This window comes from Phyllobacterium sp. (assembly GCF_037994405.1).
Classification (GTDB): domain Bacteria; phylum Pseudomonadota; class Alphaproteobacteria; order Rhizobiales; family Rhizobiaceae; genus Phyllobacterium.
In genome coordinates this window covers 1-23,270 of record NZ_JBBNAN010000278.1, presented here as the reverse complement: position 1 = coordinate 23,270, position 23,270 = coordinate 1, and the positions used below count along the sequence as shown (strand labels likewise).

Below are 23,270 nucleotides of genomic sequence, written 5' to 3'. Positions count from 1 at the left end.
CTACGTCAGCAATTGCCGGCAGATATCGACGAAATCGTTTGCCCAGCCCGCAAACAAGGCAAACAGGATTAACCAGACGAGCAGCATGAAGTGCCAGTACATGGCACAAAGCTCGACGCTCAATCGAACTTTCTTTGCTGAGGCTCCCTCCCACACCTTAAGACTGGTGCGGCTGAGTGCGACGAGACCACCCAGGATGTGCAAGCCATGCATCCCAGTGATCATGTAGAAGAAGCTGTTTGCGGGATTGTCGGCGAGGAAATAGCCTGCGTCTACCAGTTCGCGCCAAGCGAAAACCTGTCCGACGAGAAAACCGGCGGCAGTCACGAAACTTACCAAAAGTCCAGCTCTAACGGCTTCGATCTGGTCTTGCTGTGCCCGGATTTTCGTCCACTGAAGGGCAATGCTGCTGACGAGCAACACGCCCGTATTGACCCAAAGAAGACCTGGGAGGGGAATCGCCCACCAATCCGCCAGGCCCATTCGCATGAAATACGCGCTGATGAAGAGGGTGAACAAGGCGCCAACGACGGCCAGAAAGACACCGAGGCCGATCTTCGCGGTTTCGATGGACGATACGTCAAAGCCTGGCGTGTCGCTTGCGGTACCCACCTCCAGCCAGGGTTTAGACGTCAGCCGCTGATGCGCCATCCACCAAGAGATGATCACGGCGAGCCCGGCCATGAAGATCAAGATGGCACTCATGATCTGTTCTCCATGGACAGCCGATCAGGGTTCGGCTGGTTTTGCGGAATGAAATCCTCCGCCGCGCCCGGGACGCTGTAATCATATGCCCAGCGATAGACGACCGGAAGTTCTTTGCCCCAATTTCCATGGGGCGGTGGCGTGGTCGGCGTTTGCCATTCGAGTGTTGTTGCCCGCCAAGGATTGCCACCGGCTTCCTTGCCTCTCCGAAGGCTCCAGATCAGATTGAACAGGAACAGCATCTGCGCTGCGCCTACGATCAGGGCCACGATCGTGATGAATTCATTTAGCGAGTGGGCCGATGCTGGAATGAATGCCGTTTCTCCCAGTTCATAATACCGGCGCGGTACGCCTAGCAGCCCGAGATAGTGCATTGGGAAGAAGATCAGGTACGCGCCGAGGAACGTAACCCAGAAATGGATCCGTCCCATGGTTTCGTCCATCATGCGCCCCGTAATTTTGGGATACCAATGATAGATTGCCCCAAATATGACCATGATTGGGGCGACGCCCATCACCATGTGGAAATGTGCGACGACAAACATTGTGTCGGACAGCGGAACATCCACGACAACATTGCCGAGGAACAGCCCTGTCAGACCGCCATTTACGAAAGTGACGATGAAACCGAGCGCAAACAGCATCGGCAAGGTGAGGTGAATGTCGCCGCGCCACAAGGTGAGCACCCAATTGTAGACCTTGATCGCAGTAGGGACCGCGATGATCAGCGTCGTGGTGGCGAAGAAGAACCCGAAGTTCGGGTTCATGCCGCTGACATACATATGGTGCGCCCAGACGACGAAGCTGAGGGCACCAATAATCACGATCGCCCAAACCATCATGCGATATCCGAAGATATTCTTTCTCGCATGGGTACTGATCAGATCGGAGACGATACCAAAGGCTGGCAAAGCGACAATGTAGACTTCGGGGTGACCGAAGAACCAGAACAGATGCTGGAAAAGAATCGGGCTGCCACCACCATGTTGCAATTGCTCACCCATCTCCACAATAGCCGGCATGAAGAAACTGGTGCCCAGGACCCGATCGAACAGCATCATGACTGAGGCAACAAACAGGGCGGGGAAGGCGAGCAGCGCCATGACCGTAGCTGTGAAGATTCCCCAGATTGTCAGTGGCATACGCATCAGGGTCATGCCGCGCGCGCGACCCTGCAAGACCGTGACCACATAGTTCAAACCGCCCATGGTGAAGCCGATGATGAACAGGATCAGCGAAATCAGCATCAGGATGATACCCCAGTCCTTGCCGCCCGGTGTACCTGAAAGAACGGCCTGTGGCGGATAGAGTGTCCAGCCTGCACCCGTCGGACCGCCCGGTGCGAAAAATCCCGCGACAAGTACCAATACGGCAAGAAGATAGAGCCAATAGCTGAGCATATTGGCGTAGGGGAAGACCATGTCCCGGGCACCCAGCATCAACGGGATAAGGTAATTGCCGAAACCACCCAGGAACAGTGCGGTCAGAAGGTAGATCACCATGATCATACCGTGCATGGTGATGAACTGGTAATAACGTTCAGCATCGATGAAGGCGAAATAGCCGGGGAAACCAAGCTGTATGCGCATAAGCCATGAAAGGACAAGCGCAACCAGGCCAATCGACAGGGCAGTTACTGAGTATTGAACGGCGATGACCTTGGCGTCCTGGCTGAAGACGTAAGTCGTCCACCAGCTATGAGGATGATAGAGCTCGACATCTTCGACTTCGGCCAGCGGGATGGTGTCATCAATGCTGGATGGAACGTTGACCATCAATAGACCTCCCTGTGTATCTCAATCGCCCTTTCTCCCGAAGGGCGCCATCACTCAATTCTTCGCCGGCACTTCTCCGGACGCCATCATCTGTGTGAATGTCTGCTGCTGTTGCAGCCATGCCTGATAATCGGCTTCCGTATCGACGACGACCGTTCCGCGCATCTGCGGGTGCCCAACGCCACACAATTCAGCGCAGAGGACTTCGAACGTGCCAGTCCGGGTTGGGGTGAACCAGAAATAGGTGACCATGCCGGGCACCATGTCCATCTTCGCCCTGAATTCAGGAACATAGAAATCGTGCAGAACATCAACGGACCGAAGGACCATCTTGACCGGTTTGCCGATTGGCACGTGCAATTCACCGCCTTCAATGATGATATCGTCGAGTCCTGCAGCATCATTCTTGTTCAGGCCCAAAGGGTTGTCGGCGCTGACATCACGGGTTTCCGACGTGCCGAGCTTCCCATTGGCCCCCGGAAGCCGAAAGCTCCACTGCCATTGCTGGCCCACGACCTCGACCTCGGTGGCATCTTTCGGAACCGTAACGAACTGGTTCCAGACAAACAGTCCAGGCGTGAGCATGGCGGCGACGCCAATGGCAGTAACCGTGGCGAGCCAGAATTCGAGCTTCCTGCTCTCCGGCTCGTAGTGAGCGCGGTTGCCCGGCTTGTGCCGGAAGCGGAAAACGCAATAAGCGACAAACAGCACCACCGCGGTAAACACGAAGCCGGTGATCCAGAATGTAATGGTGATAGTATTATCGATATATTGCCAGTTGGACGCGATTGGCGTCCACCACCAGGGACTCAACAGATGAAACAAAACCGACGCAACTGCTACAAACACCAGAATAAGTACGACAGCCATTCCTTGTCCCCTTCCTGCCGTGATCGGCTGTGGACATGAACTTGCAATCTGTAGAAACTCGACACTAGCATCTCACGAAGAAGAAAAACAGGCAATTGGAAGAAGCTCCAGATTGAACTGCTTTCCCCTATAATCATCCACTTACGCGATATAAAGTATCCTCAAGCTGAGGCCCGTGCGAAGGCACGTTTGTTGCCGTTTTCAGAACATCGATAAATGCCCGCAGGTTGGCTGGTACCTGACGGCGGCTTGGATGGAACAGGTAAAACCCGGGAAAGGGCGGCGACCAATCCTGCAGCAGCGGGACAAGTTTTCCGTTCCGAATGTCATCCTGCACCCATTCCTCCATCCACAAGGTTATCCCCATTCCGTCGCGCGCGGCGCGTAGTGCTACTCCGCAGTCGCTGACCATGAGCGAACCCCGGACGGCGACTTCAAACCACTTGCCGTCCTTCGCGAATTCCCAGTTGTAAAGTGTCTCGCGACCCGGCTGTTTCCAGGTCATGCAGCAATGATGCTGCAAGTCATTGGGCGTCTGAGGGGTGCCGTACTTGCGAAGGTAATCCGGCGTGGCCACCGCAACCTGCCGCAAATCGGGGCCGATGCGGATGGCAATCATGTCCTTCTCGATATATTCGCCAAGGCGAACACCGGCATCGAATCCGCGGGCAAAAATGTCGTCGATGGCCTCGTCGCTTATCAGTTCGAGCACAATGTCGGGATAAAGTTCCTGAAAACGCGGCAGCATTGGCTGGATTAGATAACTGATAGCCATATGTTGAGCACAGATACGCAGTGTGCCGGATGGCTTGTCGCGCAGGCTGCCAATATCTTCCAGGGCGGCGTCAAATTCTTCAAACAATGGGAGAATTCGATCAAGCAACCGGCCACCTGCATCCGTGAGCGTCACGCTGCGCGTCGTTCGATTGAAGAGCCGGACGCCTAATCGCTTCTCGAGGTCCCGAATAATCTGGCTCAAGGCTGATGCCGAAACACCTATGTCCCTTGCGGCTCCAGAGAAGCTGCGGTGTTGCGCGATTGCGGCAAATGCCTTCAGACTGGAATACTCACTGCCACGCATTTTGCACCTTCTCCTTAACGACCCACGTGAATTATGGGTCATAATTTAAATTATAATGCAGCCAGTGGTTCGGAGGAAGACCCGCAAAATGCCTGATGCAAGCTAGTGGTCACTTCTCGCCCGTTTCATTTGCCTTGAACGTGGCTCTGTGGTTTACTATTGTCGAATACTTATTTCTATTTAAAATTCTGCGAAGAACCTGGTGCATTACTGAACGGACAGAAGTTCGTGGTCAGTGTTGACGACTGCTGTTGGAACCGCGTGACGGACAGAAACGTGTCGCGCCGTTCAAGGGGAGGCGGGGGATGGCTGAGGCAGCAACGGCACGGCGCGTGTTGATCAAAACATCGGCAGCTATCGTCGGACAACGTTTGGCGATCGGTGCCGCAAAGACGGGATTCATAGTCGAACCGCTATTTCAGAGCATCGGGCATGATGCGGCCTTGGGCGCAGCAGCGGGTCCCGCATGGCATGTTCTTTCGGCAGAGGAGGACGATGGAACCAATCCCTGGGACCTTTGCCATTTCATGTTGTCCGACGGGCTGGGCGTGGCTGGTGGAGCTGTGGAATTCGCCGAGCCTGATTTCCAGCAGCGATGGTTGTTTGGAGATGAAAAGGCACTTGGGATCGGGTTGACTGCAAGCTGCGAGCACGCGAGTGTGCAAAGCGCTTCATATCCGCGCGATCCAGATAATTTCTGGCTGAGAAGGCGGGGCCATTCTCAGTTCGATGACGCAATTGCCAAGGTGGGGCCGCCCGGTAACGCCAATCGGGTGCGCATCGCTCACCTCGATACCGGCTACGATCCGCGGCACCACAGTTTGCCGGCGCGCATGAATCTGGCACTTCAGCGGAATTTCGTTGATACAGACAGGCCAAATGACGCGACAGACACGACGTCCGAGGCGGCTTTGTCCAATCCCGGTCATGGAACAGGGACATTAGGCATTCTTGCAGGCAAGGCCTTTGGCACAACGCCGACGGCGGGATGTGCTCCGAATGCGGAAGTGGTGCCTGTTCGCGTCGCCAACAGCGTTGTCCTGTTTTCCAATAGCTCGATCGCCAAGGCGCTGGATTACGTTCACAGTTTATGCGCCAACCCAGCGACCCGCGTTCACGTCATCACGATGAGCATGGGAGGGCTCGCCTCTAGGGCATGGGCGGACGCGGTCAACGCACTTTACGAGCGTGGCGTTTTCATCGTTACGGCAGCGGGGAACAATTACGCCAATTTGCCGACTCGCAATATCGTTTATCCCGCCCGGTTCAACCGGGTCGTGGCCGCCTGCGGTGTGATGGCAAACCATGCCCCCTACGCCGACCTGCCTGCCGCGATAATGGCGGGCAATTACGGGCCTGCCTCCAAGATGAAGACCGCGATCGCGGCTTGCACACCAAACACGCCGTGGGCCCGCAAAGGCTGTGCCGATATAGTCGACTTCGATGGCAATGGCACTTCATCGGCCACCCCTCAGGTGGCGGCGTCGGCCGCGCTGTGGATCCAGAGTAACATGGCCAAGCTTGCGGCCTATGGGGAAGACTGGATGAGAGCAGAGGCGGTCCGGCAGGCGCTGTTTCTGTCGGCGGGAGCGGGTGGGGATTTACGCCGCCTCGGACGCGGCGAGCTCAAAGCTCTTGTCGCGCTGGACATCGCGCCGCCAAGGGCTAGCGATCTTGCCAAGGTTCCGGCGGACAGCGCGTCGTTTCCGATTCTCAACGTGCTGACCGGTGGTGACTTTGGCATTGCGTCTGACGCTGGCCGCCAGATGCTTGAACTCGAGGCGCTGCAGTTGTCGCAGTCTGCCGTGGTTGAGGCGGCCCTGCCGGATCCCTTTGTTGATCCGCAGTCACTGAGCGCGAGAGATAGGTTGAATATTGCCGAGGCGCTGATTTCCCAGCCTGGTGCTTCACGCCGGCTGCGCGAAACCCTTTCGTCGGCGACGCGTACATCAGTGCCAGTAACGCCACTTACGCCCGCGGGGGATGCGGTCAGCAAGTTCCACCTCAAGTCGGCGATGAATCCGGATATAGCTGCGCCAACACGCCGGCGCTTGCGTGTGTTCGCGTTCGATCCATCGCTGGCGACAAATCTTGATACCGCCGCAATCAATCAGGCCGTCCTGGACATCCGATGGGAATCGGGCCTTCAACCGGGACCAGTAGGCGAATATATTGAAGTGACCGACGTCGACCCTTCTAGCCGCTGTGCCTACGCGCCGGTGGACTTGAACCACGAGCACCTCTTGCCGCAGGACGGAGTGGCGCCATCGGAAGGAAACCCGCAATTCCACCAACAGATGACCTATGCAGTTGCCATGCGGACGATCGAGTATTTTGAGCGTGCGTTGGGACGATCGGCTTTATGGGCGCCACGTATCGTGGCGGCTGGCAAAACGTCGAAGCGGGAATATATCCAGCGCTTGCGCGTCTATCCTCACGGCATCCGCGCCCGCAACGCCTATTACAGCCCTGATCGGAAGGCGCTTCTTCTCGGCTATTTCACTGCCAGCGAGAAAACGGCTGGTTTCGGACTTCCGCATGGCGTCGTGTTCACGGCCTTGTCCCACGACGTCATCGCCCACGAGACAACGCATGCGCTGCTGGACGGCCTGCACAGGCGTTTTCGCGAACCGACCAATCCTGATGTATTGGCGTTTCACGAGGCATTTGCGGATATCGTCGCACTGTTCCAACACTTCACGATGCCCGAAGCTCTGCGTCATCAGATCAGGCGTACCCGGGGAGATCTTGGCCAGGAAAATCTCCTTGCTGAACTTGCAATCGAGTTTGGCCAGGCATTGAGGGGGGGGTATGGCGCGTTGCGGGACGCCATTGGAACGCGCGATAAAGACGATAAATGGATTGCCAGGAAACCGCTGCCCACAGATTACGATCCCAGCAAAGAACCTCATGCACTCGGCGCAGTCCTCGTGTCTGCAGTCTTTGCTGCTTTCCTCTCCATCTACAAGGCAAGGACGGCCGATCTGGTAAGATTGGCAACGCAGGGCACCGGTGTATTACCGCCCGGAGATATCCCAGTTGACCTCGCTGACCGTATGGCGGACGAAGCGAGCAAGGTGGCGGGACAGGTTCTCACGATGTGCATAAGGGCGCTGGACTATTGCCCACCTGTCGACATTACCTTTGGTGATTATTTAAGGGCCCTCATTACCGCCGACCGCGACCTTGTACCAGATGATCCGCGCGGATACCGCGTCGCCTTTGTCGCAGCATTCCGGGATCGCGGGATCTATCCATCGGGTGTCCGGCATCTATCGCCGGGTAATCTTATTTGGGAACCGCCGCCGCTTCCATTGCGAAACGTGTCGAAAATTCTCTCACAGATGCGGCTGACGTGGAATCTGGGTGGTGATCGCCGTGCTTCCTACCAAGCTTCGCAGGAAAATGCAGCGACGTTTCATTCCTGGCTTGTCTCTCCCAGGAAGGTGTCCGACGATGAGCTTGCAGTACTCGGGTTCGTTCGTCGCAGTCAGCCCATGACCATTGGAAACATCAAAGGCATCATACGTGGTATCGAGGTTCATTCCATTCGGCCCGCAAGGCGCGTAGGGCCAGACGAACAGAGCCGAACTGATCTGATCGTCGAGATTACGCAGACATTCAAACCGGATGATGACTCTGGGGGTATCTATCGCGGCGGCTGTACGCTGATCTTTGATATCGAAGCGAATACGATCCGCTATTGCGTCAGGAAGCGCGTTACCAATGCCGAAAGGATCAAGCAGCAGTCAGACTATCGCGCGCAGCTCGATTATAATTTGAGAGCGACCTACTTCAATGAAGCTCCTGGTGGCAATGAGCCTTTCGCATTGCTCCATGGTGTGCACTAGGAGCGGGAAATGGCTAAAAAGAAGATTGCGACGAAGTTGAAAGTTCCCGGATCGGATACCGCTCATCGGGCTACAATTCGTATGTACCGTCAGGGGCTCGGCGATTGTTTCCTGATTACGATCCCGCGCAAGAAAACAAATCCGCTCCGCATCCTTCTTGATTGTGGTGTCATCCTCGGCACGCAGAATGCCGTCGATAAAATGACGCAAGTTGCAAAGGATATTGTCAAGGAAACCGGCGGCCACGTCGATATCCTCGTTGCGACGCACCAGCACTGGGATCACCTGTCAGGCTTTATCCAGGCGTCGGAAACATTCGCGAAATTGAAGGTGGGCGAGGTGTGGGTCGCATGGACCGAAGATCCCGACGATCCTCTCGCGAAGGAACTCCGTCAGGAGCGCGCGGAGGCGATTACTGCCTTGAGGATGAGTGCGGCGACAATGACCATGGCTGGTGATGAGGAAGGCGCCAGTGAGGTGGACAATCTGCTTGGATTTTTCGGTGCAGCAGGGGGCGCTTCCACCGAGGATGCAATGAATGCAGTGATGAAAATGGGAAAGCCGCGCTACTGCCGTGCCACGGACGATCCCGTTCATCTGTCCGATCCTGATGTCAGACTCTATGTTCTCGGGCCGCCCCACGATGCCAAACAAATAAGACGAACCCTTCCCTCGACGCGTGACCCGGAAACCTATGGCATCGCGGCGCACCAGCTGTCGGAAAACGTGGTCGCTGCGCTGCTGCCGGACGACAGCAGCACGCCATTCAGCGACCTTCGCGCAATCCCGTTTGCCATCACGCGCGGGATGGACTTTTTCCGCAAGCACTATTGGGGGCCGGGTGAAGAGGCGCCCGAATGGCGCAAGATAGATACGTCATGGCTTGGCGGTGCTTCTGAATTGGCGCTTGCCCTCGATAGTGCAACGAACAACACCAGCCTTGTGCTGGCGATCGAATTCCCGGACGGTGATGTCCTTTTGTTTGTTGCCGATGCTCAGGTAGGCAATTGGCTATCATGGACCGATCTTTCCTGGGACGTCGAAGGTCGCAAGGTCACAGGACCTGATCTGCTGGCGAGGACCATCTTCTATAAGGTCGGTCACCACGGTAGCCACAACGCGACATTGCGGGCCGCCGGCCTTGAGTTGATGAAGAATCTGTCACTGGCCGCAATCCCAGTCGATCATGAGATGGCGGTCAAGAAGAGATGGGCCAATATGCCTCTTCCGGAGTTGGTCAAGGCACTTGGATCGAAAGCCGGGAATGGTGTGGTTCGTATTGACGAAGCACCCGACCCGCCTGTCCGCAATGTAACGGCAACCGATCTCTATTTCGACTTCTTGATCTGATGGCCTTCTTGCGGCGGAACGGTTGCCGCTTAATGGGGCCGCGAGCCTTGCCATAACCAGATGGCGAGTGAACCCGAGCGTCCACGGACCTGCGTCTCGAGTGGGCCGCTGAGTACCCCGGATCTGAACAACTCCGCGTCACGGCCGACAGCGTGAAGCATTTCTTCGCTCAGCGCGAGTTCGGCACCGTGGCCGGCAGCAACCTCCATCAAGCGGCTGGCAACGTTCACAGTATCGCCAGTCGCCGTAATCTGCTGGCGGCTCCCACTGCCAAGTCTGGACGCCACGACGGTACCGAAATGGGCTCCCACCTTGAAGCCGATGCGAGAATGTATTGACGTTGAGAGGGAGCCAAGCCAGTCTCTGGTGCTATTGCAAAGACCGATGCAACATCGAACAGCGTTCAATGGATCGTCGGCGGCAGGCTCCGGCAAGCCGAACAGGATCATAGCGCCGTCCCCCATAAAGCTGCTGATCGCGCCTCCGCTCGCTGTTACTTCCCTGTCCACCAGTTGATAGAAGCCATTCAACAATTCGCGGGTAGCGTTCGGTCCCAATGTCTCGCTGAGACCGGTAAATCCTGAAAGATCGATAAAGACGACGGCCGCATCCTGGCGAACAGGCTCGGCAAGGAAACCCGGGTTCTGTGCAAGCCAGTTCCCCAGACCCGGTGCCTGAATCCGCTGCAGAAGCGCGCTTTGCTCGGCAAAATGCTGGGCTCTGCGCTTGCCTAGCCAAAGCTGCGTCGCTCCGAAGATGATCGCCGGCGGTATGGCCGCAGCCATTGGAACTGCCGCGCTGAGCCAAACCCCATTTACGAACGCGGCCATGTTTAAAGCCAGCCAGACCAGAACAACGCCAACGATCGCGATCAAGCCAACAACGTTGCGGCGCCAGGCCAACAGGGCAACAAGCACCAAGGGCAATCCGACCGCAAAGCCAGCGTCCGCGAGACGTACGTTTCGGTCGCGGACGATCCCGTCGCCGCTCATCAAATGCGATATTGCGGTGGAAATGACTTCTACGCCAGGTAATACCGGATCAAAGGGTGTCGGAAACACGTCACCCCCGCCAGTAACCGTTGTTCCCAGTACGACAATACGGTTCTCAATACTATCGCGGCTCAGTTTCCCGTTCAGGACATCCGTGGCACTGATCGTTCGAATTGCGCCTCTGGTACCGTAGAACGTCAGGGGCAAGGCCTGACCGATGTCGGTTCGTATTATCTGTTCGCCGAGCAGGATACCGCCTGGTTCGACAGCAGGCTCGACACCCTTCGCGACGGAGACAACCCGCAAGGGAAACGATGCCTCGATATGGTTTCCGCTTTTGAACAGCATCGGAACGAGTCGAGGTGTTCCGTTCTGGTCGGTGGCGACATTCACCACGCCGACCGCTGCAACGTCCGCAAACGAGTTCAATGGCAGCAAGAAACGCTCAGCGCTGGGCACGCTGGCCAGCGGATCGTCGGGGTTCGTTGTTATGTGTTGCTGGCCCTCTGGAAAGACGGCGGCGGCAGCGAGGACGCTGGGGCTGCTATTGATTGATTTTGCAAGGGCTTGATCACCTTCTTTCGGGCCCTCATCAACCAATAGCACGTCAATTCCGATCGCCTTTGGATGCAACTGCGCCACAGCATCGATTATTTGGGCAAGTTTCGCCCGGGGGAGCGGATAGCTCCCAGCTTGTCGGACTACCTCATCATCTATTGCAACGATGGTTACTGCGTTAGGAGCAGGCCTCTGCCCGCGGACGACCGTGCGGAGATCGGTCATCGTGGCTTCGACTCGATCGAGAAACCACATGTCGCCGCGCATATGTGCGAAACCAAGGCCAGCACCCCAAAGTCCGGCGAGCACCAGTGCGATCAGTGTCTGAAATGCCCGTCCGCTCATGCTCACTGACCGAAGCGCGCCATCAGTGCGGAAACACGCGCTCTCGGCCAACGTTTCACGGTCAAAGCGCTCGTTCCTTGATCGACATCGACGCCTTCGCCGGGATTGAGCACTACCCCCGTACCCCCTGTGGGCCGCTGAACCGCAACCGCGCCCCGGACAACGAAAACCGAGGTCTTACCGGCCGCAACATCGACCGCCCATTTCGTGCCACGGACGGCGGCGATGGCCTGGGGTGTACTCACTTGAAAGCCCGTCCCGGATGATCCCGCGGCGAAATCGAGTAACAGCGCTTTGCTCTGCAGCTTGGCCGCATCGACCTTGCCATCCTTGTTGCGGTCGACCAGGCTATATCGGGCGCCGCTTTCGGCGATGACGGTCAGACCTCCCTGACAGCGCAGGAGTTGCCGGGAAGTGCCGCCTACCGGTTGCAACGCGCATCCCGATTTGGGCGACTGCGCGGAGGCAGCGCCCGTGCAAAGCGCAAATGCAAACAACACGGGCACCATGTCGCGCAAAATTCTGCCCACCAATGCCATGGAAGTATCTCCTTGCTCATGCGCCGCAAACTGCGAGGCGCCCCCAGTTCAATATAGCCAAATTGCCGCGTACCGTCTGTTATTTTACGGCTGGGGCAGACGCATCATTGCAGCTCATAGGCAGTCCAGCTGCAAGTTCATTATTTGAATCATCCATCGAAGCTACTGATGTTGCCGAATGCGTAGCCACGTTTCTTGAGTGTATCGACAAGTGCTTGAGGGTTTGCGGTTCCGTTGTAGTTGTCCTGAAACATCTCGTCATGCATGAGCAGGATCAGCTTGTCCGGTTTTGCCAGCTTCCCGTAGGCGAAGAGGTGATCGATTTCGCTGACCAGATGTCCAACCTTCTGAACGGGCTTACCCCGATCGTCATAGACCCATTCGTGATCCCAGCCATACAAATAGTAGCCGGAAGCCGCCACGAACTCGAAACCGGGCTCTTTACGCCGGCCTTCCGGTTTGCCGATTGAGAAATCGTCGGAGGACATGTCTGGCAAGCGAAACACATTCCTGCCGGGCAGGCGTGCATAGATCGGCGGGCCTTTCAGTCCCAGCGACTTGTCCGTGCGCGCTAGATCGGCGAGCAGATCTTCGACCGAAGCGTAGAAATAGCGGTAGTGGTTGTTGGCATGGGTCACCAATGGCATCGATTTTGCTTTTGCGACGAGTGCGGCACGGTGCTGATTCAGGTCTGGGTGCATTCCAACTATGAACATCGCCACAGGGACCTGTTCCTTGGCCAGAACCTGCAGGATATTGGCTGTTCCATTCAACGGTCCATCATCAAATGTCAGGTGTATGGTTTTTTGAGCGGCGAGGGCTGGCAAGTTCATCAGCAGAAACAAGGTGACAAACAGTCCGCGGTTCACTGACTTCACATTGACTTTCCCCAAAATAGCAACCGGAGATTGCAACGTATGGTCCGACAACCCTGTGTCAATCTCTCATCAATAGATGGTGTCGGTGTCGGGATAGAGCTTTTCAAAGAATGGCAGGCATTGTGCGCCCTTGCGATTGAGAAAATCCTGAAATGCCCGCATCGCTGGAGAAAGAACCCGGTCTGTGCGCACGACTGAGAACCATTGCCGGCGAATAGGCATGCCGATCACATCAAGCATCACCAGCTTGCCAACCTCCAACTCCAGGGCAATCGTATGGGCCGAGATGAAGGCGATGCCAAGCCCGGCCATGACCGCCTGTTTGATCGTCTCGTTCGAAGACATTTCCGTCCCGAGATCATCGAGCCTCCCAGGCAATTCGCTCAGGAATATCTCCAGCGATATGCGTGTTCCGGATCCTGGCTCTCGTACGAGGAAATGCTCCTGAGCGATGCGCTCTTTTGTGATGTCCCGCCACTTGGCGAGTGGGTGGTCGGGCGCTGCGATCATGACCAGCGGGTGGTCGCCGAAGACTGATGACCGAAGTGGAATATCCTTCGGAGGGCGACCCATCAATGCGATGTCCACCTCATGGTTCTTGAGACTTGCGATCGTCTCCGCCCTGTTTCCGATCGCGAGCTTGATGGCGATATCCGGATGTTCCTTTCTGAATGTCGCCATCAGTTGCGGGGCGAAATATTTCGCGGTCGAGACAACGCCCAATGTCAGGCTGCCGACACGCAGCCCCTTGATTGCATCGATCTCATCGTCGAGCAGACGCAGCCGTTCCTCGATCATTTGCGCGGCGTCGAGAAAGGCGAAACCCGCGACAGTTGGGCGCAGACCTTCACTCGTTCGATCGAACAGGATGAGGTTCGCATCCTCTTCAATAAGCTTGAGCTGGATCGTTACCGCTGGAGGCGTCAAGCCCAAGGCATTGGCAGCGGCGGCAATCGTGCCGTGTTTCATAATGGCCTGGACTGCCCGGAGTTGTTTCAAATTGAGATTGCGCATACGATAAGTTAAAATAATTTAGTGCATCCGTAAATATAATAAATTTTACTTATCTTCTCTCAACTGGTTCCATGCCCCCGAAGCCTGACGCTTGGAGACGAGCAGGCACGGGAGGAATATCATGACAACGGCGACACTAGACGCCTTCCTTGGATCATATGCTGAAAGCGGCGATCCGCTGCGCGCCGCAGTGTCATCCGTTGTGCGTCACCTCTCGCTGACATCGGTCAAGATACGCAACACGATCAACCAGGGCGCCCTCGGGAAGGCTTTTGCCAGCCCGCACGGCAGCAAGAACGCTGATGGCGATTCGCAGCGAGACCTCGATGTATTTGCCGACGACATGTTCCTCGAAGCCATGCGTCAGGCACCGGTTGCTCTCTATGGGTCAGAGGAGCTTGAGCATCCGGCCTTGCTCGATCCGAACGCGCCGCTCGCTCTGGCAATCGATCCGCTGGACGGTTCCTCGAACATCGACACCAACGTCTCCATAGGGACAATCTTCTCCATCCTCCCGGTGGTTGGCCAACCGGACAGCGAGCCAAACGCTTCATTCTATCAAAAAGGGGAGCGTCAGCTCGCTGCCGGTTTTTTTATCTATGGACCGCAACTGGCACTGGTTCTGACCGTCGGCAGCGGCACGCATGTGTTCGTTTTCTCGTCGCGGCTCGGCACTTTCGTGCAAGCCTATGAGAGCATCATCATCGCTGACCGCGCACAGGAATTCGCCATCAATGCTGCCAACTACCGGCATTGGGACGAGGCGGTGCGCCTCTATGTCGATGACTGCCTGAAGGGCACGGAAGGTCCGCGCGAACGTGACTTCAACATGCGCTGGATCGCGTCCCTGGTCGCTGAAGCCTATCGGATTCTCGTGCGCAGCGGTGTGTTTCTCTATCCTGGCGACAGGAGAAAAGGCTATGGCGAGGGAAGGATCAGGCTGGTCTACGAAGCCAATCCAATCGCCTTCATCATCGAGCAGGCAGGTGGCGCTGCGACCGACACGGTCAACCGTATTCTCGAACTCACGCCAAAGAGCATGCATCAGCGCGTTCCGCTGATTTTCGGGTCGGCGAGAGAAGTGGCACGTATCGGCAGATACCACACAGAACCAAGCAACATTGGTGAGCGCGCGCCGCTCTTCAGCAATCGCGGCCTGTTCAGGGTCTGATGGGAGGAAGATATCATGTCGGCAAAGCACCCCATCATCTCTATCACTGGCTCTTCTGGTGCCGGGACCACCTCGGTCAAGCGCATCTTCGAACTGATTTTCCGGCGCGAAGAGATCAATGCTGCCTTTATCGAAGGTGATGCGTTCCACAAATATGACCGCAACGCCATGAAGGCCAAGGTCGCCGAGGAGGAACGAAAGGGTAATCCCAACTTCACGCATTTCCATGTCGATGCAAACGAACTGGAGAAGCTGGAAGCAGTCTTCGAAGAATATGGGCGCAGGGGTACGGGCCAGACGCGAACCTACATCCACGATGACGAGGAAGCCGAACTTCATGGCACGCCCGCCGGTACATTCACTGAATGGCGCGACTTTCCGCCGAGCACGCTGCTGTTCTACGAAGGGCTGCATGGCTGCGCTGTCACCGAAAGCGTCAATCTGGCAAAACATGCGGACTTGAAGATCGGCGTCGTGCCGGTCATCAATCTCGAATGGATCCAGAAGATCCACCGCGACCGTGCCACCCGCGGCTACTCCACCGAGGCGGTCATGGATGTGATCCTGCGCCGCATGCCAGACTATGTCCGCTACATCACGCCGCAATTCACACTGACGGACATCAATTTCCAGCGGGTTCCCATCGTCGATACGTCGAATCCGTTCATAGCAAGGTGGATACCGACGCCTGACGAGTCGATGCTGGTCATTCGTTTTGCCCGGCCGCGCGGGATTGATTTTCCTTACCTGCTTTCGATGATCCATGACTCCTTCATGTCGCGGGCCAATTCGATTGTCGTGCCGGGCAACAAGCTCGACCTTGCCATGCAACTCATCCTGACGCCGCTGATCATGCAGTTGATCGAACGCAAAAACCGAGCCTCGTGAGGAGAAGATGATGAACACGCAAGCTTTGCTTCAAGAGAAGCCGGATATCGAAACTGTTTCCGAACGCGACATGGCCAATGCGATCCGTGCTCTCGCCATGGATAGTGTTCAGAAGGCAAATTCCGGCCATCCCGGCATGCCAATGGGCATGGCGGATGTGGCGACTGTCCTCTTCAACCGGTTCATCAAGCTCGACCCGCTGCACCCGCAATGGCCGGACCGCGACCGTTTCGTGCTCTCAGCCGGTCATGGTTCAATGCTACAATACGCGCTGCACTATCTGATCGGCTATCCCGATATGCCGATCGAGGAATTGCAGCGGTTTCGCCAGCTTGGAGCCAAGACCGCTGGCCACCCGGAATATGGCCATGCGCAGGGAATTGAAACGACCACCGGCCCCCTCGGTCAGGGGATTGCGACGGCTGTTGGCATGGCGCTGGCCGAACGGTTGCTCGGCGAACGCTTCGGCGAAGAGATCGTCGATCACTACACCTACGTGATCGCTGGCGATGGCTGCCTGCAGGAAGGCATCAGTCACGAAGCGATCGATCTCGCCGGCCATTTGAAACTGTCGCGACTCATCGTCTTCTGGGACAACAACTCCATCTCGATCGACGGGCCGACGTCGCTCTCGACGTCGATGGACCAACTAGCCCGGTTCAAGGCCGCCGGTTTCGACGTGCAGGAGATCGACGGTCACGATTGCGAAGAAATCGCGGATGCCATCACCCGGGCAAGATCGTCGAACAGGCCATCTCTGATCTCCTGCCGGACTATCATCGGCAAGGGCGCGCCGAACCTTCAAGGATCCGAAAAGACCCATGGCGCGCCACTCGGTGACGCGGAAATTACTGCGGCCCGCCTTGCCATCGGCTGGCCGCATCGGCCCTTCGATGTTCCCGAGGCCATCGTCGAGACATGGCGCAATGTTGCCCGTCGAGGCGCAGATGAACGGCGCGAATGGTGTGTGCGGGTAGCCGCTTCATCGCGATGCGACGAATTCAAGCAAGCAGTTCAGAAGCAGTTGCCCGCAGAACTCTTCGACGATCTTAATGCATTTCGGCGCGAACACGTCGAGAAGGCGACCAAGGTTGCCACCCGCAAAGCATCGGAGATGGTGCTCGGCATGATTAACAATGCCACCGACTTGACGATTGGCGGGTCCGCTGATCTGACGCATTCCAACCTGACTATCACGCCTGGGATGAAGGATGTTTCGGCGGAGAATTTTTCCGGCCGCTATATCCACTATGGCATTCGTGAACACGCGATGGCCGCTGCGATGAATGGCATTGCGCTGCATGGCGGCTTCGTTCCTTATGGCGGCACGTTCCTGGCGTTCGCCGACTACGCGCGCGGCGCCGTGCGGCTCTCTGCTCTGATGGGCCAGCAGGTGATCTACGTCATGACCCATGACTCGATCGGTCTTGGCGAGGACGGTCCGACGCATCAGCCGATCGAACATTTGGCGATGCTGCGTGCGACGCCAGGCATCAATGTGTTCCGGCCGGCAGACATTATCGAGACCGCCGAATGCTGGGAACTGGCACTCAAATATCGTGATCGGCCGAGCGTTCTCGTGCTCTCCCGTCAGAATCTGCCAATGTTGCGCCAAGCTCATAGCGACGATAACCGGTCGAGCCGAGGCGCCTATGTTTTGCGCGAACCCGCCGAGGCGCGGGCGGTAACGCTGCTGGCGACCGGATCGGAAGTAGAGATCGCCTGTACCGCCGCCGATATCCTTCGCGGACAGTACAAGATCGCCGCAGCTGTTGTCTCGATGCCATCCTGGGAGCTGTTCGAAGCGCAAACACCCGCGTATCGCCGCTCGGTACTGGCCGCAGCACCACGCATTGGCATCGAGGCTGCTGCACGCCTCGGCTGGGACCGCTGGATTGGCGAGAAGGGCGCTTTCATCGGCATGCAGGGCTTTGGCGCGAGCGCCCCGGCTCCCGACCTCTATCGTCACTTTGGCATCACGCCCGAAAATATCGTCGCCACAGCGCGCAAGCTCATCAACGACAAGGAATATTGATCATGGCCAGAATTACCTTGCGACAATTGCTCGATCATGCTGCCGAATATGGCTACGGCGTGCCCGCCTTCAATATCAACAACATGGAGCAGGGGCTCGCCGTCATGGAAGCGGCTGCGGCCTGCGACGCGCCCGTCATCCTCCAGGCGTCACGTGGCGCACGATCCTATGCAAAAGACCTGATGCTGGCGCGGATGATCGACGCATTGGTCGATATCTATCCGTCTATTCCCGTCTGCATGCATCAGGATCACGGCAATAACGAAGCTACGTGCATGACGGCAATGCGGCACGGCTTCACTTCGGTCATGATGGACGGATCGCTTGAGGGTGATGCTGCGACGCCAGCCTCCTATGAATACAATGTCGAGATCACCAAGCGGGTCACCACAATCGCGCATTGGATTGGGGTCTCGGTCGAAGGCGAGCTTGGCGTCCTCGGATCGCTGGAGAGCGGCGAAGCGGAAGCTGAGGACGGTCATGGTGCGAGCGGCGTGCTAAGCCACGATCAGCTGCTGACGGATCCGGACCAGGCAGTGGATTTTGTCACGCGAACCAAGGTCGATGCGCTGGCCATCGCCTGCGGCACATCCCACGGCGCCTATAAATTCACCCGTGCTCCGGACGGCGACATTCTGGCGATGGGCGTGATCGAGGAGATTCATCGCAAGCTCCCGAATACCCACCTCGTCATGCATGGCTCATCATCTGTTCCGCAGGCTCTGCAGGACGTAATCAACAGGTTTGGCGGCGAGATGCTGCAAACCTATGGCGTGCCGGTCGAGGAGATCGAGCGGGGCATCCGCCACGGCGTGCGCAAGGTCAATATCGATACGGACTGCCGAATGGCGATGACCGGGCAGTTTCGCAGGATCGCCACGGAGAATCCGGCCGAGTTCGATCCGCGCAAATTCCTGAAACCTGCCATGGATGCGATGCGTGACCTCTGCCGAGACCGCTTCGAACGGTTCGGAACGGCCGGACACGCATCGAAGATCAAGGTCATCGGGCTCGACGACATGGCCAAACGCTACGTCGCAGGCAAGCTCGACCCGCAGATCGCCGCAGCCAAGGCTGCTTGAGACTGACATTAACAGGAAAGGACCTCACCATGTCGAACAAGTCGGAAACGGTCACAGGAAAGGACCGCTACAGGTCCGGTGTCATGGAATACAAGAAGATGGGCTACTGGGAGCCCGATTATGAGCCAAAGGACACCGATATCATCGCGCTCTTTCGCATCACGCCGCAGGATGGTGTGGATCCGATCGAAGCCGCAGCTGCGGTAGCCGGTGAATCGTCAACCGCCACCTGGACGGTTGTCTGGACCGATCGCCTGACAGCTACGGAAAAGTACCGTGCCAAGGCGTATCGCGTCGATCCGGTTCCGAATGGCGAGGGCCAGTATTTCGCCTACATCGCCTATGATCTCGACCTGTTCGAGCCGGGCTCCATTTCGAACCTGACGGCATCGATCATTGGCAATGTCTTCGGCTTCAAGCCACTGAAGGCGCTGCGGCTCGAGGACATGCGGTTGCCGGTCGCCTACGTCAAAACCTTCCAGGGTCCGCCGACAGGCATCGTTGTCGAACGCGAACGGCTCGATAAGTTCGGCCGTCCGCTGCTTGGGGCAACGGTGAAGCCGAAGCTCGGCCTCTCCGGTCGCAACTATGGCCGCGTGGTCTACGAAGCACTGAAGGGCGGCCTCGACTTCACCAAGGATGACGAGAACATCAACTCGCAGCCCTTCATGCACTGGCGCGAACGCTTCCTCTATTGCATGGAGGCCGTCAACAAGGCGCAGGCGGCAACCGGAGAGATCAAGGGCAGCTACCTCAACGTCACTGCGGCGACCATGGAAGACATGTATGAGCGTGCGGATTTTGCCAAGGAGCTGGGCTCGAACATTGTCATGATCGATCTCGTCATCGGCTATACGGCGATCCAGTCCATGGCCAAATGGGCGCGCCGCAATGACATGATCCTGCATTTGCATCGCGCTGGTCATTCCACCTACACACGGCAGAAATCCCATGGGGTGTCGTTCCGCGTGATCGCCAAGTGGATGCGCCTTGCTGGTGTGGATCACATCCATGCGGGAACGGTCGTCGGCAAGCTCGAGGGCGATCCGGCAACGACACGCGGCTATTACGATATCTGCCGCGAGGACTTCAATCCAATGAAGCTGGAGAACGGCGTCTTCTTCGATCAGCATTGGGCGTCGCTCAACAAAATGATGCCGGTGGCATCCGGTGGTATCCACGCGGGTCAGATGCATCAGCTTCTTGATCTTCTCGGTGAAGATGTGGTGCTGCAGTTCGGTGGCGGCACGATCGGGCACCCGCTCGGCATTGCCGCCGGAGCTACCGCCAATCGTGTTGCGCTCGAATGCATGGTGCTGGCGCGCAATGAGGGCCGCGATATCGTCAACGAAGGTCCGGAAATCCTGCGCATGGCTGCGCGCAGCTGCCAGCCTTTGCAGCAGGCACTCGAAGTCTGGAAGGACGTTTCCTTCAACTACACCTCAACCGACTCGCCGGATTTCATTCCGACAGCAACAGCCGCCGAATAGGAGAAGAGACATGCGTATTACCCAGGGAGCATTCTCGTTCCTGCCCGACCTGAGCGATGAGCAGATCGCCAAGCAGGTGCAATATTGCATCGACAATGGCTGGGCCGTCAGCCTTGAATTCACCGATGACCCGCACCCGCGCAATACCTATTGGGAAATGTGGGGGCACCCCATGTTCGACAATCCTGACGCGGCGGCGCTCATGATGGAGTTGAAGGAATGCCGCAAGGTCTATGGCGACAGCTATATTCGTTTGGTTGCCTTCGATAACAGCCATGGCTGGGAGTCCGTCAAACTCTCATTCCTCGTGAACAGACCTGCCGAAGAGCCAGGTTTCCATCTCGCACGCCAGGAAGGAGAAGGCCGCGTCGTTCGTTATACGACGAGATCCTATGCAACCGACAAGCCGGCGGGGCAGCGCTATGGCTGACGCCAGCATCACACAAATCGCTGAGGGCGGCGGGGATACGCCCGCTGCCATCGACCTGCGTGCCGAATATGTCGAGTCCGGTGTCAAGGACGTCCTCGACGAGCTTGACCGCGACTTGATCGGCCTCAAGCCGGTCAAGCAGCGGATCAAGGAAACCGCCGCCTTGCTTCTGGTTGAACGGGCACGCCGGCGAATGGGCTTGGCGCATGAAACGCCAACGCTGCACATGAGCTTTAGTGGCAATCCCGGTACCGGCAAGACGACGGTGGCGCTGCGCATGGCCGATCTGCTCCATCGGCTCGGCTATATCCGCAAGGGGCATCTCGTTTCGGTCACGCGCGATGACCTCGTCGGACAATATATCGGCCATACGGCGCCGAAGACCAAGGAGATCCTCAAGAAGGCCATGGGCGGCGTGCTGTTCATCGACGAAGCCTACTATCTGCACAGGCAGGAGAACGAGCGCGATTATGGTCAGGAGGCGATCGAGATCCTGCTTCAGGTAATGGAGAACCAGCGCGACGATCTGGTGGTTATTCTTGCCGGATATGCCGACCGCATGGACAAGTTCTTCGAGAGCAATCCCGGTTTTCGCTCACGCATCGCCCATCACATTGACTTCCCGGACTATAGTTCCGAAGAATTGCTTGGCATTGCCGAGACCATGCTGGTGAAGCAGAACTACGCCTTCGATGCGGAAGGCCGTGCCATCATGGCCGACTATATCGAACGTCGGAAACAGCAGCCGCATTTCGCCAATGCCCGGTCCATCCGCAATGCGCTCGATCGGGCGAGGTTGCGACACGCCAACCGGCTGTTCGAGGCCTCCGATGGTCCAACCGATGCAGCGGCCCTGTCCACTATCACCGCTGATGATATCAGGGTCAGCCGTGTTTTTTCCGCATCTCCAAGGGAGGAACAATCGCTATGAAACAGCAGACACTCATCGCGCCGTCGGTCCTCTCCGCAGACTTTTCACGGCTCGGTGAGGAGGTCGAGGATGTCATCAACGCGGGAGCCGACTGGGTGCATCTCGACGTCATGGATGGACATTTTGTACCCAACATCACCTTTGGGCCGCAGATCATAAAATCGATCCGCAGCAGAACCGAGGCGATATTCGATTGTCACCTGATGATCGCTCCAGCCGATCCCTATCTCGCTGCCTTCGCCGAAGCGGGATGCGATATCATAACCGTTCATGCCGAAGCCGGGCCGCATCTCGACCGGTCACTTCAGGCCATTCGCAACCTCGGCAAGAAAGCCGGAGTGTCGCTCAACCCCTCGACCCCGGAAAGCGTGATCGAATATGTGCTGGACAGACTCGACCTTGTTCTGCTCATGACTGTCAATCCCGGTTTCGGCGGTCAGGCGTTCATTCCTTCGGTCGTCGAAAAGGTGCGCCGCGTCAAGGCGATGATCGGAACGCGGCCCATCCATATTGAGATCGACGGCGGGGTCACGCCGGAGACTGCGCCGCTGGTGGCTGCAGCTGGCGCTGATGTCCTGGTTGCTGGTTCGGCCATATTCAAGGGCAGAGGTAAGGCGGCCTATGCTGACAACATCGCCGCAATCCGTCATGCTGCCGATCATGCGAGACAACAAATAGCGGCCTGAATCAATCGGGAGGACCGGCTAATGGCAGCGACACCACCCCTATGCGATTTTGGCTGGAAGGCCGTAGATGCCACTCTTATCGGAACCGATGGTGCGAGCCATTCGATTCTCGCGCAGGGCGGACGCAGGGGATTGGTCGTTGCCTTCATCTGCAACCACTGCCCCTATGTGAAGGCCGTCATCAAGCGCATCGTGCGTGATGCGCGCGACCTGAAGGATTTTGGTATCGGCTTCGTGGCCATCAATGCCAATGATGCCACGGCGTATCCAGCTGACTCATACGAAAACATGCAGCGTTTCGCTCGCGAGAACGAGTTTCCCTTTCGCTATCTGCACGATGTAGATCAGAGCATCGCACGGATCTATGGCGCGGTTTGTACGCCCGACTTTTTCGGTTTTAATGGTGCCGGCGAACTGCAATATCGCGGCCGGCTGGATGCATCGCGCAAGGAAGAGGGTGCCCCCGACATGCGCCGCGATCTGTTTGAAGCAATGAAGCAGGTTGCCAATTCGGGGCAAGGTCCACGCGATCAGGTTGCGTCGGTCGGTTGTTCGATCAAATGGCGGGAGAATGCCTGATAAGAGGCAGAGGATGCCGC

19 protein-coding genes are annotated in these 23,270 nt (G+C 57.3%); 11 read left to right on the top strand and 8 right to left on the bottom strand.

The window, feature by feature from the left end; translation table 11 throughout:
* The 4 genes from AAAC48_RS15315 to AAAC48_RS15300 form a co-directional block, all read right to left on the bottom strand.
* Positions 1-705, bottom strand: coding sequence for a cytochrome c oxidase subunit 3 (locus AAAC48_RS15315; protein WP_340654995.1), 705 nt, complete (start codon positions 703-705; stop codon positions 1-3).
* Positions 702-2,480: a cytochrome c oxidase subunit I gene (ctaD, locus tag AAAC48_RS15310; RefSeq protein WP_340654994.1), complete on the bottom strand. Its 1,779-nt coding sequence runs from the start codon at positions 2,478-2,480 to the stop codon at positions 702-704. Before ctaD ends, AAAC48_RS15315 begins: the two co-directional genes overlap by 4 nt.
* A 54-nt stretch (positions 2,481-2,534) precedes the next feature.
* Positions 2,535-3,350: a cytochrome c oxidase subunit II gene (locus AAAC48_RS15305; RefSeq protein ID WP_340654993.1), complete on the bottom strand. Its 816-nt coding sequence runs from the start codon at positions 3,348-3,350 to the stop codon at positions 2,535-2,537.
* 133 nt (positions 3,351-3,483) lie between these two features.
* A complete protein-coding gene (locus AAAC48_RS15300; RefSeq protein ID WP_340654992.1) occupies positions 3,484-4,431 on the bottom strand; it encodes a LysR family transcriptional regulator in 948 nt (315 codons plus the stop codon).
* Positions 4,432-4,736: 305 nt separating this feature from the next.
* On the opposite strand from AAAC48_RS15300, the gene AAAC48_RS15295 reads away from it, so the two are divergent.
* Both AAAC48_RS15295 and AAAC48_RS15290 read left to right on the top strand, forming a co-directional pair.
* Positions 4,737-8,282, top strand: coding sequence for a S8 family serine peptidase (locus AAAC48_RS15295; protein WP_340654991.1), 3,546 nt, complete (start codon positions 4,737-4,739; stop codon positions 8,280-8,282).
* A gap of 9 nt (positions 8,283-8,291) precedes the next feature.
* A complete protein-coding gene (locus AAAC48_RS15290) occupies positions 8,292-9,632 on the top strand; it encodes a hypothetical protein (RefSeq protein ID WP_340654990.1) in 1,341 nt (446 codons plus the stop codon).
* A 29-nt stretch (positions 9,633-9,661) separates the two neighbouring features.
* On the opposite strand, the gene AAAC48_RS15285 is transcribed toward AAAC48_RS15290, so the two are convergent.
* The 4 genes from AAAC48_RS15285 to AAAC48_RS15270 form a co-directional block, all read right to left on the bottom strand.
* Complete coding sequence (locus tag AAAC48_RS15285; RefSeq protein ID WP_340654989.1) at positions 9,662-11,527, bottom strand: adenylate/guanylate cyclase domain-containing protein; 1,866 nt, start codon at positions 11,525-11,527, stop codon at positions 9,662-9,664.
* Positions 11,528-11,529: 2 nt separating this feature from the next.
* Complete coding sequence (locus tag AAAC48_RS15280) at positions 11,530-12,036, bottom strand: FecR domain-containing protein (protein WP_340655003.1); 507 nt, start codon at positions 12,034-12,036, stop codon at positions 11,530-11,532.
* Between the two features lie 179 nt (positions 12,037-12,215).
* Entirely contained in the window at positions 12,216-12,944 is a 729-nt protein-coding gene (locus AAAC48_RS15275; protein WP_340654988.1) for a polysaccharide deacetylase family protein, read from the bottom strand.
* Between the two features lie 69 nt (positions 12,945-13,013).
* On the bottom strand, positions 13,014-13,958 hold the full coding sequence (locus tag AAAC48_RS15270; RefSeq protein WP_340654987.1) for a LysR substrate-binding domain-containing protein: 945 nt from the start codon (positions 13,956-13,958) through the stop codon (positions 13,014-13,016).
* Between the two features lie 121 nt (positions 13,959-14,079).
* Here AAAC48_RS15270 and AAAC48_RS15265 point away from each other — a divergent pair, with 121 nt between their 5' ends.
* The 9 genes from AAAC48_RS15265 to AAAC48_RS15225 are packed head-to-tail and all read left to right on the top strand — an operon-like array spanning position 14,080 to position 23,250.
* Positions 14,080-15,129: a class 1 fructose-bisphosphatase gene (locus AAAC48_RS15265; RefSeq protein WP_340654986.1), complete on the top strand. Its 1,050-nt coding sequence runs from the start codon at positions 14,080-14,082 to the stop codon at positions 15,127-15,129.
* Between the two features lie 15 nt (positions 15,130-15,144).
* Positions 15,145-16,017, top strand: coding sequence for a phosphoribulokinase (locus tag AAAC48_RS15260; RefSeq protein WP_340654985.1), 873 nt, complete (start codon positions 15,145-15,147; stop codon positions 16,015-16,017).
* 10 nt (positions 16,018-16,027) lie between these two features.
* Positions 16,028-18,052, top strand: a complete 2,025-nt coding sequence (gene tkt / locus AAAC48_RS15255; protein ID WP_340655002.1) for a transketolase — start codon at positions 16,028-16,030, stop codon at positions 18,050-18,052.
* 2 nt (positions 18,053-18,054) lie between these two features.
* Positions 18,055-19,134 carry a class II fructose-bisphosphate aldolase gene (gene fba, locus AAAC48_RS15250; RefSeq protein ID WP_340654984.1) on the top strand — a complete coding sequence of 360 codons (1,080 nt, stop codon included), beginning with the start codon at positions 18,055-18,057 and terminating at the stop codon, positions 19,132-19,134.
* Between the two features lie 29 nt (positions 19,135-19,163).
* Complete coding sequence (locus tag AAAC48_RS15245) at positions 19,164-20,624, top strand: form I ribulose bisphosphate carboxylase large subunit (RefSeq protein ID WP_340654983.1); 1,461 nt, start codon at positions 19,164-19,166, stop codon at positions 20,622-20,624.
* A 10-nt stretch (positions 20,625-20,634) separates the two neighbouring features.
* Positions 20,635-21,054: a ribulose bisphosphate carboxylase small subunit gene (locus tag AAAC48_RS15240; protein ID WP_340654982.1), complete on the top strand. Its 420-nt coding sequence runs from the start codon at positions 20,635-20,637 to the stop codon at positions 21,052-21,054.
* Complete coding sequence (gene cbbX, locus AAAC48_RS15235; protein ID WP_340654981.1) at positions 21,047-21,985, top strand: CbbX protein; 939 nt, start codon at positions 21,047-21,049, stop codon at positions 21,983-21,985. Before AAAC48_RS15240 ends, cbbX begins: the two co-directional genes overlap by 8 nt.
* Positions 21,982-22,671: a ribulose-phosphate 3-epimerase gene (gene rpe / locus AAAC48_RS15230; RefSeq protein WP_340654980.1), complete on the top strand. Its 690-nt coding sequence runs from the start codon at positions 21,982-21,984 to the stop codon at positions 22,669-22,671. The genes cbbX and rpe overlap by 4 nt, the downstream gene beginning before the upstream one ends.
* Before the next feature lie 21 nt (positions 22,672-22,692).
* Entirely contained in the window at positions 22,693-23,250 is a 558-nt protein-coding gene (locus tag AAAC48_RS15225) for a thioredoxin family protein (protein ID WP_340654979.1), read from the top strand.
* Positions 23,251-23,270: the final 20 nt, after the last annotated feature.